The organism is Pseudomonas helleri (assembly GCF_009600315.1).
Lineage (GTDB): Bacteria > Pseudomonadota > Gammaproteobacteria > Pseudomonadales > Pseudomonadaceae > Aquipseudomonas > Aquipseudomonas helleri_A.
In genome coordinates, this window is sequence record NZ_WIWC01000022.1 from 18,035 (window position 1) to 29,926 (window position 11,892).

14 protein-coding genes are annotated in these 11,892 nt (G+C 59.3%); 10 read left to right on the forward strand and 4 right to left on the reverse strand.

Features of this window, described 5'->3' with window-relative positions:
- Nucleotides 1-24: 24 nt before the first annotated feature.
- From mpl to GHN86_RS14135, 3 genes are read left to right on the forward strand one after another with little or no spacing between them, the layout of a single operon-like run.
- On the forward strand, nt 25-1,374 hold the full coding sequence (mpl, locus tag GHN86_RS14125; RefSeq protein ID WP_153378940.1) for a UDP-N-acetylmuramate:L-alanyl-gamma-D-glutamyl-meso-diaminopimelate ligase: 1,350 nt from the start codon (nt 25-27) through the stop codon (nt 1,372-1,374).
- The gene (gene ubiX / locus GHN86_RS14130) at nt 1,371-2,000 is read left to right on the forward strand and encodes a flavin prenyltransferase UbiX (RefSeq protein WP_153378941.1); all 630 of its coding nucleotides are present in this window, start codon (nt 1,371-1,373) and stop codon (nt 1,998-2,000) included. Before mpl ends, ubiX begins: the two co-directional genes overlap by 4 nt.
- Nucleotides 1,993-2,280: a YceK/YidQ family lipoprotein gene (locus tag GHN86_RS14135; protein WP_153386783.1), complete on the forward strand. Its 288-nt coding sequence runs from the start codon at nt 1,993-1,995 to the stop codon at nt 2,278-2,280. Before ubiX ends, GHN86_RS14135 begins: the two co-directional genes overlap by 8 nt.
- 6 nt (nt 2,281-2,286) lie before the next feature.
- Here GHN86_RS14135 and GHN86_RS14140 read toward each other — a convergent pair whose 3' ends face one another.
- Together GHN86_RS14140 and GHN86_RS14145 are read right to left on the reverse strand one after the other, a co-directional pair.
- Complete coding sequence (locus GHN86_RS14140) at nt 2,287-2,928, reverse strand: oxidoreductase (protein WP_153378943.1); 642 nt, start codon at nt 2,926-2,928, stop codon at nt 2,287-2,289.
- A 49-nt stretch (nt 2,929-2,977) separates the two neighbouring features.
- Nucleotides 2,978-4,660, reverse strand: coding sequence for a C13 family peptidase (locus GHN86_RS14145; protein ID WP_153378944.1), 1,683 nt, complete (start codon nt 4,658-4,660; stop codon nt 2,978-2,980).
- A gap of 164 nt (nt 4,661-4,824) precedes the next feature.
- Between GHN86_RS14145 and GHN86_RS14150 the strand changes: the two genes are divergently transcribed.
- Genes GHN86_RS14150 through GHN86_RS14160 form a run of 3 tightly spaced genes read left to right on the forward strand, consistent with a single transcriptional unit; the run spans nt 4,825 to nt 6,504 of the window.
- Nucleotides 4,825-5,187, forward strand: coding sequence for a CidA/LrgA family protein (locus GHN86_RS14150; protein ID WP_153378945.1), 363 nt, complete (start codon nt 4,825-4,827; stop codon nt 5,185-5,187).
- Nucleotides 5,184-5,900, forward strand: a complete 717-nt coding sequence (locus GHN86_RS14155; RefSeq protein WP_153378946.1) for an LrgB family protein — start codon at nt 5,184-5,186, stop codon at nt 5,898-5,900. The genes GHN86_RS14150 and GHN86_RS14155 overlap by 4 nt, the downstream gene beginning before the upstream one ends.
- Nucleotides 5,901-5,910: 10 nt before the next feature.
- The gene (locus GHN86_RS14160) at nt 5,911-6,504 is read left to right on the forward strand and encodes an LON peptidase substrate-binding domain-containing protein (protein WP_153378947.1); all 594 of its coding nucleotides are present in this window, start codon (nt 5,911-5,913) and stop codon (nt 6,502-6,504) included.
- Nucleotides 6,505-6,516: 12 nt separating this feature from the next.
- Here GHN86_RS14160 and GHN86_RS14165 read toward each other — a convergent pair whose 3' ends face one another.
- Together GHN86_RS14165 and GHN86_RS14170 are read right to left on the reverse strand one after the other, a co-directional pair.
- Nucleotides 6,517-7,833 carry a bifunctional DedA family/phosphatase PAP2 family protein gene (locus GHN86_RS14165; RefSeq protein ID WP_153378948.1) on the reverse strand — a complete coding sequence of 439 codons (1,317 nt, stop codon included), beginning with the start codon at nt 7,831-7,833 and terminating at the stop codon, nt 6,517-6,519.
- Nucleotides 7,834-7,999: 166 nt separating this feature from the next.
- Nucleotides 8,000-8,704 carry a DNA-3-methyladenine glycosylase gene (locus GHN86_RS14170; protein ID WP_153378997.1) on the reverse strand — a complete coding sequence of 235 codons (705 nt, stop codon included), beginning with the start codon at nt 8,702-8,704 and terminating at the stop codon, nt 8,000-8,002.
- A gap of 176 nt (nt 8,705-8,880) precedes the next feature.
- On the opposite strand from GHN86_RS14170, the gene GHN86_RS14175 reads away from it, so the two are divergent.
- From GHN86_RS14175 to rlmH, 4 genes are all read left to right on the forward strand, one after another.
- A complete protein-coding gene (locus GHN86_RS14175) occupies nt 8,881-10,152 on the forward strand; it encodes a glutamate-5-semialdehyde dehydrogenase (protein ID WP_153378949.1) in 1,272 nt (423 codons plus the stop codon).
- 46 nt (nt 10,153-10,198) lie between these two features.
- On the forward strand, nt 10,199-10,843 hold the full coding sequence (gene nadD, locus GHN86_RS14180) for a nicotinate-nucleotide adenylyltransferase (protein ID WP_194286220.1): 645 nt from the start codon (nt 10,199-10,201) through the stop codon (nt 10,841-10,843).
- A 69-nt stretch (nt 10,844-10,912) separates the two neighbouring features.
- Nucleotides 10,913-11,407 (forward strand): ribosome silencing factor, encoded by a 495-nt coding sequence (rsfS, locus tag GHN86_RS14185; protein WP_153378950.1) that lies wholly within the window; start codon nt 10,913-10,915, stop codon nt 11,405-11,407.
- 9 nt (nt 11,408-11,416) lie between these two features.
- Nucleotides 11,417-11,884 (forward strand): 23S rRNA (pseudouridine(1915)-N(3))-methyltransferase RlmH, encoded by a 468-nt coding sequence (rlmH, locus tag GHN86_RS14190; RefSeq protein WP_003444191.1) that lies wholly within the window; start codon nt 11,417-11,419, stop codon nt 11,882-11,884.
- Nucleotides 11,885-11,892: the final 8 nt, after the last annotated feature.

Sequence of the window (11,892 nt, forward strand, 5' to 3'; positions counted from 1 at the left end):
CGCCGATGTTTTACGAGGTCGACTATGCACATTCATATTCTTGGTATTTGCGGCACTTTCATGGGGTCTCTGGCGGTGTTGGCCAAAGAGCTGGGCCATCACGTTACCGGTTCCGACGCTAACGTCTATCCGCCAATGAGCACCCAGCTGCAAGCTCAAGGCATTGAATTGACGCAGGGCTATGACCCGGCCCAACTCGACCCCGCGCCCGATGTGGTGGTGATTGGCAATGCCCTGTCACGCGGCAACCCAGCGGTGGAGTATGTACTGAATAAAGGCCTGCCCTATGTTTCAGGCCCGCAATGGCTGGCTGATCACGTGTTGCAAGGTCGCTGGGTGCTGGCCGTCGCGGGCACTCACGGCAAAACCACCACCAGCAGCATGCTGGCCTGGGTGCTGGAGCACGCGGGCATGGCGCCGGGCTTTTTGATTGGCGGTGTGCCGCAGAACTTTGCCGTGTCCGCCCGTCTGGGTGATACGCCGTTCTTTGTGGTGGAAGCCGACGAATACGACAGCGCCTTTTTCGACAAGCGTTCAAAATTTGTTCACTACCGCCCACGCACTGCGATCCTCAATAACCTCGAGTTCGATCACGCAGACATCTTCCCCGATCTGCCAGCCATTGAGCGCCAATTTCACCATTTGGTGCGCACCATCCCGAGTGAAGGTCTGGTCATACATCCCACGACCGAGCCTGCATTGCAGCGCGTGATTGAGATGGGTTGCTGGACGCCGGTTCAAACCACCGGCGAAGGTGGTCAATGGCAAGCCCGTTTGCTCAGTGATGACGGCTCGCGTTTTGACGTGCTGTTCGAAGGCAGCGTGCAAGGCACAGTCGAATGGGATATGACAGGCCAGCACAACGTAGCCAATGCCTTGGCCACGCTGGCTGCCGCGCGTCACGTAGGTGTGGTGCCGAGCTTGGCTATCGCCGGGTTGAACGCGTTCAAAAGCGTAAAACGGCGCATGGAAAAGGTCGCCGAAGTGCACGGCATCACCATTTATGACGACTTCGCCCATCACCCGACCGCCATTGCCACCACGCTGGATGGCCTGCGCAAACACATCGGTGATGCGCCGCTGATTGCGGTGATTGAGCCGCGCTCCAATTCCATGAAGCTGGGCGCGCACCGTGATGGCTTGCCGCACAGTGTCGTGCAAGCCGACCACGTGGTCTGGTACGCACCGGCCAATCTGGGCTGGGACCTTGCGGGCACTGTGGCTTCCAGCCCTGTGCCAACCAAGGTCTGCGACTCGCTGGAGGCCATCATTGCCGAGGTCAAGGCGAAGGTCACGCCCGGTACTCATGTCGTCATCATGAGCAACGGCGGCTTTGGTGGTCTGCACGGTAAATTGGCGGACGCGCTGCGATGAGCGGCCCGGAACGCATCACGCTGGCAGTCACCGGGGCTTCGGGTATGCCGTACGCGCTGCGCCTGCTCGACTGTCTGGTGCGGGAAGACCGCGAAGTGCACTTTCTGATTTCCAAGGCCGCCCAATTGGTGATGGCCACTGAAACCGATGTGCTGTTGCCACCCAAGCCCCAGGCCATGCAAACCTTTCTGACCGAGTACACCGGCGCGGCGGCCGGTCAGATCCGGGTGTACGGCAAGGAAGACTGGATGTCGCCGGTGGCCTCCGGCTCAGGCGCGCCTGCTGCGATGGTGGTGGTGCCGTGTTCAACGGGCACTTTGTCGGGTATTGCGACGGGCGCTTGCAACAATCTGATTGAGCGCGCTGCCGATGTGACACTCAAAGAGCGCCGTCAGTTGATTCTGGTGCCCCGTGAGGCGCCGTATTCCAGTATCCACCTTGAAAACATGCTCAAGCTGTCGAACATGGGCGTCGTGATATTGCCAGCATCACCGGGCTTTTATCACCAGCCGCAGACCATTGATGATCTGGTGGATTTTGTCGTGGCGCGGATTCTCAATCTGCTGAACATCCCGCAAGACATGCTCCCGCGGTGGGGCGAGCACCACGTGGGCGGCGATGAATAAGGCGCTGCTGGCGCTGTTGATGACTTTGCATATGGGGGGTTGCGCCAGTGTTCGCACGCTGGACGCGGCCAAGCCGGGCGCCCCGGTGGTCTACTCAGGGACTCGGCTGGACCTCTATGCGCTGCAAGGCGGGTGTTGTGCAACGGAACGCCTTGGCGCCGAGGCCCCGCGTTATCCGGGGGCAGACCTGCCCGCCAGCGCGCTGCTCGACACGCTACTGCTGCCGTTGTCAGTGCTCACAGTGCTGGGTGTCGGCTTTCAGGCCAGCGGAGGGCTGTAAGGCCGTTTACTTGCCGAGTTTGCGTAATTCATCCGACTCAATAACCCGCGTACCTTCTTGTTCCTCCAGCGCCAGACGCCACAGTGCGCGTGCGAGGTGGCAAGCCTCGATACCTTGGTACTTGCCCGGAATCAGTTTGGACAGCGGCCCGGCAATTTGCTCGGCCAGTCGCGGTTCAAGGCGATCACCAATCAATATCGAGGGGCGGGCAATGGTCAGTTGTGGCCAGCCTTGAGCCCGCAGCGACTGCTCCATCTCGCCTTTGACCCGGTTATAAAACACCGATGATTTCGGGTCGGCGCCGATGGCGCTAATCACCACCAGATGCCGTGCGCCCATTTCCAGGGCGCGTTTGGCAAACGCCACCACCATGTCATGGTCGACCGCCCGAAAAGCAGCCTCTGAGCCGGCTATTTTGATCGTGGTGCCCAGGCAGCAAAACGCCACATCAACCTTGCCGCTCAGTTGCGGCAGAAATACGGCAGGATCGCCCACAGGGTTTTCAAGGTGTGGATGGGGTGCCAATGGTTTGCGCGACGGGGCCAGAACACGGTTGATGGTGGGCTCGTTCAGCAAACGGTCAAGCAAGTGTTCGCCGGTAAGCCCGGACGCTCCTGCCAGCAGAATGTTGGAAGGTCTCAAATGCATAGTGTGTCTCCCTTGATACATTCAGCTTAGTCAGCTCGGGGGGCTTTGCTTATTGCAAAGCCTGTTTTGCTTGCTGTTGACGTAAGCGTTGCCAGTGGGCCAGAACGCCTTTTGGCGCCCATAGTTGGGGATCGGAAGGTTCGTAACCCTCAGCCTGTTCTCGTTCAGTGATGGCGTGAGTGGCTAGCTTGAAAGCTTTTTGCAGGTCGTCGGTCTGGTTCAGCGCCTGAGCGAACAGCGCATTGCCGAAATAAGTGAAGTCGGCTTCTTCCGAACAACCAAATGAAACATTGTCAGCACTGGATGCGGTCATGATCAGGGTCTTTTCATCTTTGAGGGCCGGAATAAACCCGCCGGAATAACAGGACGAAATGACGATGATCTTGTCGCGGTTTTTCAATGGCGCCAGTGCCGCTGCAAGTTCGTCAGCGGCCAGGTCTGCAAGTTCCATGCGCGGTTGTTCCAGCACCAATTGGTGTTCGGCGGTGCCGTGGCTGGTGAGGTAGATAAACACCAAATCTTCGGGGCCCGTGCGTTCAGCCAAGGTTTTAGCGGCGCGGTAAAGATTTTCTCGGGTGGCCATTGGCCGGTCCAGGAGGTGATCGCGGTGGTTGATCAGGCTGATCTGGCCACGGCTGCCAAAGCGGCTGGCGAGCATGTTGTTGACGTACTCGGCTTCGCGCTTGAATACGCTTTGCTTGCCATCGCCGGCCAGCACCAGGCTGTACAGCTCGACGGCCGGGGTCGAGGGGGCAACCGCGTTCAGCGCTTCATTTAGCAGGGTGCCTTGATTGAGCAGCCCCAGCTCCAGCGGGTCGGGCAGCACGGCGCCTTTGGCATCGCGCACCCGCTGGCCGTTTACCCATTCGCCGCTTAGTACGGTGCCATCACTCAAGGTCAGGGTGCCGTGGCCATGATAGGTGTCGGCGGCAAATTCACCGACATAGGTGCTGCCATCGGGCATGCTCAGGTGACCTGGGCCGTTAAAACGCCACTCATTGAACTGGCCGCGATAGTGGGAACCGTCGATCCCGATCAATTCGCCCTGACCGGTCAGGGCACCGTCCTTGAATTCACCGATCCAGACATCGCCGTCGGCATTTTCGTAGCGGCCTTTGCCATTCAACTGGTTGTTTTTGAAGGCACCTTCGTACTGGTCGCCATCAGCGCTGTTAAAGATGCCATTGCCTTCAAGATCGCCATTGACGAACTGGCCGCTGAACTCATTGCCACTGGCGTCACTGCGCTTGCCTTCGCCGTGGGGTTTGCCGTGGGCGAACTGACCCTGATACTGGCTGCCGTCTTCGAGCTCAAGGTGGCCGATACCCGAAAATTGATCATCCTTGAATTCACCGCGGTAGGTCATTTCGCCCTGTTTGAGGGTGCCTTCCCCTTCGCGTCGGCCTTGCTTGAAGCCGCCGACATAGGTGCTGTCATGGGTGGTCAGGCTGCCTTGTCCGCTATAGAGACCTTGCTCGAAGCCGCCGCGATAGACGTCACCATTGCTGGCGTGCCATTCGCCCTGACCCTGCCACAAGCCCTTGTGGAATTCACCGGCGTACCAACTGCCATTGGGGTAGTCGATGCGGCCCTGGCCTTGCAGTAGCCCATTGACCACTTCGCCGCGATAACGCCCGCCATCCGGCAGGCGTGCGTCGGGTGGCAATAGCGATTCCCCCTCACCGCAGGCAGTCAGCAGCAATGTCAAAGCAAGGGGAGCAAGTGAGCGCATGGCAGGATCCGCAAAGTTAGGCCTGCGAGTATGCCGCAGCAACCCAAGCGGCTCTATAGGTGCGCATGAAACATGTGTACATATTCGGCGGGTAGCCGATGCCGGCTTGAGAAGGGACGTGCTTATAATGCAGGGCCAAAAATAATAATCGCTGGAGAGGTGAAATGTTGTTACGCGGTTTGACTTGGCTGGTGCTGTTTCAATTGCTCGGCACGGCCCTCAATCACTTGTTCGTCCCGGTATTGCCGGGGCCGATCATCGGCCTGTTACTGCTGTTGGTGTTCTTGATGGTGCGCGGTCGGGTGAGCGAGCCTTTAAGCCAGGCCGCCAGTGGTTTATTGCGCTATTTGCCCTTGTTGCTAGTGCCGCCAGCGGTAGGCGTGATGGTCTATGCCGCGGACATCGCGGCCGATTTTTGGGCGATTGCCGGGGCGTTGGTGCTGTCGCTGCTGATCTCCATGGCGTTTGTCGGAGTGCTGATGCAGCGCTTGCTCAAAGGCCACGCTCATCCTGAGGAGCGGCCATGAACCTTGAATGGCAGGACGCCTGGCAGTCGGTGATTCATCACCCCTTGTTTGGCATTGGTATCACTCTGGGTGCCTATCAATTAGTGCTGGCGACCTATGAAAAGACCCGCTGGATTTTCCTGCAACCGGTGCTGGCTTCCATGCTGCTGGTCATTGGGGTGTTGCTCAGTTGCGGTTTGAGTTACGTCGAATACCGCAAAAGCACCGAGATTCTCAGCATTCTGCTGGGCCCGGCCACCGTGGCGCTGGCGGTGCCGCTTTACTTGAACCTGCGGCGGATTCATCAGCTGTTCTGGCCCATCTTTACTACGCTGGTGTTTGGAGGTGTTGTGGCGACCGCCTCGGTGGTGCTGCTGGGGCAGTGGTTCGGTGCCGAGCACATGATGTTGATGACATTGGCGCCCAAGTCAGTCACCTCGCCAATCGCCATGCTGGTGGCCGAACAAATCGGTGGCGTTGCGGCGCTGGCAGCAGTATTTGTACTCATTACCGGGGTGATCGGAGCCATTTTCGGCCCAGGTCTGTTACGACTTTTGCGGGTTCACAGCCCGGAAGCGCGCGGCATGGCGCTGGGCATGACCGCCCATGCGGTGGGCACATCGGTGGCCTTGCAGGAAGGCGAAGAATGCGGCGCCTTTGCGGCGCTGGCGATGAGTTTGATGGGCGTGGCAACGGCTGTATTTTTGCCATTTGCCGTCTCCCTTATAGCGTAGGAACCAAATTATGACGTTGCCGTTGTTTCCTTTAAACACTGTGTTGTTTCCGGGCTGCGTACTGGACTTGCAGATCTTCGAAGCGCGCTATCTGGACATGATTGCCCGCTGCATGAAGCAGGGGACGGGCTTTGGTGTGGTGTGCATTCTGGAAGGTGAAGAGGTCGGCGACGCACCGCAAGGTATTGCCCGGGTGGGGTGTGAGGCGTTGGTCCGTGATTTTCAGCGTCAGGACAATGGCCTGTTGGGGATTCGGGTCGAAGGCGGGCGCCGTTTTGAGGTGCTGGACACCGAGCTTCAGCGCGATCAACTCATGGTGGCAGAGGTTGAGTGGCTGGACGAGGTGCCCGAGCAGCCCTTGGCCGAAGAAGACCAGGACCTGCTGGCGTTGCTCAAGGCGCTGGCCGAGCACCCGATGGTGGCGGCCTTGAACATGAGCACCGAGGTGGCGGGGCAGCAGTCGTTGGCCAATCAGTTGGCGTATCTCTTGCCCTTTGCCGAAGAGGACAAGCTGGAGCTGCTGCTGGTCAATGACCCGCAGCAGCGTCTGGACGGCATCCAGGTCCTGCTCGATGAAATGCAGGGCGAGATGCTCAATAGTTGAGCAGCACCCCCGCTAATAGGCGTAACGCAGCAGCTCTTTGGACAGGTGGCCGAGCATAAAAAAGCCATACAGCGCGGTCACTGAAGGCAAGATCAGCCACCAGATTTTTTGCGGCACAGGCTCCAGCGGCATAAAGCGCTGGCTCAGGGCCAATGCAAAAGCGTTAACGGTGATGGCCAGCAGCGCCCCTGCAGTGATGTCGGTAGGCCAATGAGCGCCCAGATAAACCCGCGTCATCGCCACGGTGATCGCCAGCAGGCACCCCAACAGCACCCACGTCACGCGCATGCGTTGGGGTTGGTTGCGTCCCGCCAGAACCGCCAGTGCAATAAAGAACGCAAAGGCGCCTGAACTGTGGCCGCTGGGCATGCTGTAGCTGGTCAGTGGGTCTACCAGCACTTCGGGGCGTACCCGCGCAAAGAAGTGCTTGGTGGCGGTGTTGGTCAGGGCGGTCACCAGCGTCACCCCACCAAAAAACCACATGGCTCGCCATTGGCGCGTGAACAGCAAGATCACGCAGATCAGTGCGGCGGCCAAAAACTGGGTGCGGAAGTTGCCGATTTGCGTCACCAGCACGGCGGCAGTGTCCATGGCGCTGCTTCGGTGCTCTTGCACCAGAGCGTTGATGCCTTGATCGAACGCCGTCATGTACGGGTAGCCGATGAATACGGCCAGTAACAAGGTCAGGCTTAATGCGCCAATCAGCAGGGTGGCTTTGGGTTGTCGGCGAATACTGGCATTGATGCTCAGCCCCAGCAATGCGCATAGCCCGACCGCAACCATGGCGGCTTGCGGCCAGAAGCCTTCGGGCAGTGGCAGCCGAATGGCCGCGCCAGTGGCCCAGCCCGGTAACAGATAAGCCACGGACCACCCCGCGCCTGCCAACAGACTGACGCCGATAAAGCGCGGGATGGGCATGTCACACATGCCGGCAACCATGGGCAGCATGGGCCGCAGAGGGCCGATAAAACGACCCACCAACAGGCTGACGATGCCGTATTTGTGGAAGTAGGTTTCGGCACCGTTCATCCACTCCGGGTGCGTGCGCAGCAGTGGCAAGCGCCGGATGTTTTGGTGGAAACGTCTGCCCAAAAAGTAAGACACCGCATCGCCGAGTAAACCGCCGCAGAAGCCCAGGAGCAGGGTTTCACCTAAAGTCAGAGCCCCGCTGCCAGCCATGACAGCTATGGCGAATAGCAAGACCGTGCCGGGAACAATGATCCCGGCGATCGCCAGGCACTCCACGCACGCTACGATAAAGACCGCCAGGCCCAACCATTGTGGGTTTGCGGTGAGCCAGCCAGTGATGCTGTCGAGCCATGGGCCCATGTTTATGTCCTTATTTGTATTGGATCAAAAGCCCCTCACCCTAGCCCTCTCCCAGAGGGAGAGGGGACTAAAAGCAAAAGCAAATGTGTGTTACGCCACCGATCAACACCTTCTCCCGGAGGGAGAGGGGACTAAAGGCAAAAGCAAATGTGTGTTACGCCACCGATCAGCCCCCTCTCCCTCCGGGAGAGGGTTGGGGTGAGGGCAGCGGTTCAACGATCACATAATCACGCCCTTCAACCTGCCCCCTACGCAACGGGTTGCGCGTGCAATACGGCGCATACTCCGCGTCCACAAACCGGTACATCAAGTGCTCGTCGCGCCCGTGAGGGATGCCCAATCGCGTGGTCTGGATGATGCGCGCCGGTTTTGCTCCGACGTCATCGACCCTTAAACGTTCTGGGTCGAAACATTTTGCATCCCATTCGCGCACCTTCAGGCCCAGCGCTTTGCACAGCAGTGTTTGCCCGGCACAGAGTTTTTGCTCGGGTCGCGAGTTGCCTTGGGCGTCAGGATTGTTCAGTTGCATGCGGGACAAGCTGGCGGGGCCAGACAGCTCATCCAGCCAGGGATGAGCCGATTTGATCAGCACGGCATTACCCGGACCGTGAGCGCTAAAGTTCAGCGAGTCACCACCGCGCGCGTAGTACATGTAGATGTGGCCGCCATCCATAAACAGCGCTTTACGCTTTTCGGTGTAGCCCAACGAAGCGTGGCTGCCTTTTTCCGCGCAATAATACGCCTCGGTTTCAATGATCCGGGCGCTAAGCCACAGGCCGTCGACCCGGTGTCGTATCACTTTGCCCAGCAGTTCGCGCGCCAGTAACTGGGCGTCACGGTCGAAAAATGAGTCCGGCAACATAATGGGCATGTTCAGGTCGGTCAGTGGATGGCTGAAAAAGCGCAGATCATAGCAACACATGCTTAATCCTTGCTGAACACGCTGTATTCGCAGCCCATTTCGACCATCCGCCAGCCACTGCTGTGATTGAGGCTACGCGACAGCTATAATCGGCCGCTTTCCTCCCTGCCAAGACCCTTGAGACCATGACTGAGTCCGTTCTTGACTACATGACCCGTTTGGGTCGCGCTGCTCGTGAAGCTTCCCGAGTGATTGGCCGTGCCAGTACCGGGCAAAAAAACCGTGCCTTGCTGGCGGCGGCTGCCGCACTGGATGCCGCGCGACCCGAACTGACGACTGCCAATGAGCTGGATCTGGCCGCTGGCCGGGCCAATGGTCTTGAGCCCGCCATGCTGGAGCGTCTGGCGCTGACCCCGGCGCGCATCGACGGCATGATCGTCGGTTTGCGTCAGGTGGCCAGTTTGCCGGACCCGGTCGGCGCCATTCGCGACATGAGCTACCGCCCTTCGGGGATTCAGGTCGGCAAAATGCGCGTGCCGCTGGGCGTTGTCGGCATCATCTACGAGTCGCGTCCGAACGTGACCATTGATGCCGCCAGCCTGTGTCTTAAGTCGGGCAACGCGACGATTCTTCGCGGCGGCTCTGAAGCCATTCACTCCAACCGGGCGATTGCCACCTGTATCCAGCGAGGTCTGGCCGAGGCCGGGCTGCCGCCGGCCGTGGTGCAAGTGGTTGAAGTCACTGACCGCGCCGCCGTTGGGGCGTTGATCACGATGCCCGAGTACGTGGACGTGATCGTGCCCCGTGGCGGTAAAGGTTTGATCGAGCGCGTCAGCCGTGATGCCAAGGTGCCAGTTATCAAGCACCTCGACGGTATTTGCCATGTGTACGTGAGTGCTCAGGCCGATCTGGTCAAGGCGCAGCGCATCGCGTTCAACGCCAAAACCTACCGTTACGGTATTTGCGGCGCGATGGAAACCTTGCTGGTGGATCAGGCGGTGGCCGCGCAGTTTTTGCCGGCAATGGCTGAACAGTTCCGCGCTAAAGGCGTCGAATTGCGCGGTTGTGAACGCACACAAGCAATGATCGACGTGAAACCCGCCACCGAAGAAGACTGGCACACCGAGTACCTGGACGCGATTCTATCGATTCGCGTGGTGGACGGGCTGGATCAGGCGATTGAGCACATCAATCACTATGGCTCCCATCACACCGACTCGATTGTGACCGAACATCAGGGCGACGCCCGCCGTTTTATGGCCGAAGTCGACTCCAGTTCGGTGATGCTCAACACACCAACCTGCTTTGCCGATGGATTTGAATACGGATTGGGTGCCGAGATTGGCATTTCTACTGATAAGCTGCACGCCCGCGGTCCGGTAGGACTTGAAGGTCTGACCTGTGAGAAGTACATAGTGGTCGGTGACGGCCAGCTACGCGGTCAGGAGCCAGTCTGACTTGGCCGACCTCAGCACGTTAGCGACAGTGCCGGTCACTAAAGTGTTGCCCCTGCGCATCGGTGTGCTGGGTGGAACCTTTGACCCGGTGCACATCGGGCATTTGCGCGGGGCGCTGGAAGTGGCGGAGATGATGACGCTCGATGAGCTGCGTCTGACCCCCAATGCCAGGCCGCCCCATCGCGATACGCCGCAGGTGTCGGCGCTTGACCGTCTGGCGATGGTGGAGTGCGCGGTGGCCGGAGTGGTTCCGCTCAAGGTCGACCCTCGGGAGCTGCATCGGGACACGCCGTCTTACACCATTGACACCCTGGAACTGATGCGGGCCGAGCTGGCCGCAGATGACCAGTTGTTTTTATTGTTGGGCTGGGACGCTTTTTGCGGCCTGCCCACGTGGCACCGCTGGGAGGAGTTGCTCCAGCATTGCCATATCCTGGTGCTACAGCGCCCGGATGCCGACAGCGAACCGCCGGATGCCTTGCGCAACCTGCTGGCAGCGCGCTCGGTAAGCGACCCGCTGGCCCTGAAAGGGTCGAGCGGACAGATTGCATTCGTCTGGCAGACACCGCTCGCGGTATCCGCCACCCAGATCCGTCAACTGCTGGCCAGCGGTAAGTCGGTACGTTACCTGGTGCCCGACGCGGTCCTGGCCTATATCGATGCGCACGGGCTTTACCGTGCGTCGAACTGAAAGGCGTGGTTCATGGCACGATCTAACGTGTATTGAACCCCCCGAACATACGAGCAAAACGAGTTTTATATGACTGACAAAGATGTAAGCAAAGTAAAGCGTAAAGGCACCTTCAAAAGCGCTCCACTGCCGGAAAAAACCTTCGCTGCCGAGCCTCTTAAAGGTGAAGAGCTGGTCAAGGTTGCCGTGGCCGCGCTGGAAGACGTCAAGGGCCAGGACATTCAGGTCATCGACGTGCGTGACAAGCACAGCATCACTGACTTCATGATCATCGCCACCGGTACGTCGAACCGTCAGATCGGCGCGATGCTGGACAAGGTCCGTGAAGCCGTCAAAGCCCTGGGCATCAAGCCACTGGGTGAAGAAGGCAAGGGCGACAGCGATTGGGTACTGTTGGACATGGACGACGTGATCGTCCACATGATGACCGCCAGCGCCCGTCAGTTCTACGACCTGGAACGCCTGTGGGCCGGTGCTGCACAGAGCCGTGCTGAAAGCGCTGCTCACCACAGCCCGGAAAACACCCATGAGCATTTCACCAAGCTCAACAAAGACCAAGAGTAAGGGTTCGTTGTGCGCCTGCGCCTGATCGCTGTCGGTTCGCGTATGCCCAAGTGGGTGGAAGAAGGCTGGCATGAATATGCCAAGCGTCTGCCATCCGAACTGGCCCTTGAACTGGTGGAAATACCGCTCAATACCCGTGGCAAGAATGCTGACGTGGCCCGTTTTATCCGTCAGGAAGGCGAGGCCATGCTGGCCAAGGTCGGTCCGGGTGAGCGGATCGTCACCCTTGAGGTGCACGGTAAGCCCTGGAGCACTGAGCAGCTGGCGGTCGAACTCGACCGCTGGCGCCTGGACTCGCGCACGGTGAACTTTATGGTCGGTGGCCCTGAAGGGCTGGCACCCGAAGTCTGCGCCCGCGCCGATCAGCGCTGGTCGCTGTCGCCGCTGACGTTGCCGCACCCGTTGGTACGGATTCTGATTGGTGAGCAGTTGTATCGCGCCTGGACGGTGTTGTCCGGGCACCCTTATCACAAATAGTCAGCGTC

Coding starts and splice junctions, on each gene's coding strand:
- GHN86_RS14175 (WP_153378949.1), top strand. CDS start 8,881: ATGACTGAGTCCGTTCTTGACTACATGACCCGTTTGGGTCGCGCTGCT.
- rsfS (WP_153378950.1), top strand. CDS start 10,913: ATGACTGACAAAGATGTAAGCAAAGTAAAGCGTAAAGGCACCTTCAAA.
- GHN86_RS14150 (WP_153378945.1), top strand. CDS start 4,825: ATGTTGTTACGCGGTTTGACTTGGCTGGTGCTGTTTCAATTGCTCGGC.
- GHN86_RS14155 (WP_153378946.1), top strand. CDS start 5,184: ATGAACCTTGAATGGCAGGACGCCTGGCAGTCGGTGATTCATCACCCC.
- GHN86_RS14145 (WP_153378944.1), bottom strand. CDS start 4,660: ATGCGCTCACTTGCTCCCCTTGCTTTGACATTGCTGCTGACTGCCTGC.
- GHN86_RS14165 (WP_153378948.1), bottom strand. CDS start 7,833: ATGGGCCCATGGCTCGACAGCATCACTGGCTGGCTCACCGCAAACCCA.
- GHN86_RS14160 (WP_153378947.1), top strand. CDS start 5,911: ATGACGTTGCCGTTGTTTCCTTTAAACACTGTGTTGTTTCCGGGCTGC.
- ubiX (WP_153378941.1), top strand. CDS start 1,371: ATGAGCGGCCCGGAACGCATCACGCTGGCAGTCACCGGGGCTTCGGGT.
- GHN86_RS14135 (WP_153386783.1), top strand. CDS start 1,993: ATGAATAAGGCGCTGCTGGCGCTGTTGATGACTTTGCATATGGGGGGT.
- mpl (WP_153378940.1), top strand. CDS start 25: ATGCACATTCATATTCTTGGTATTTGCGGCACTTTCATGGGGTCTCTG.
- GHN86_RS14140 (WP_153378943.1), bottom strand. CDS start 2,928: ATGCATTTGAGACCTTCCAACATTCTGCTGGCAGGAGCGTCCGGGCTT.
- GHN86_RS14170 (WP_153378997.1), bottom strand. CDS start 8,704: ATGCCCATTATGTTGCCGGACTCATTTTTCGACCGTGACGCCCAGTTA.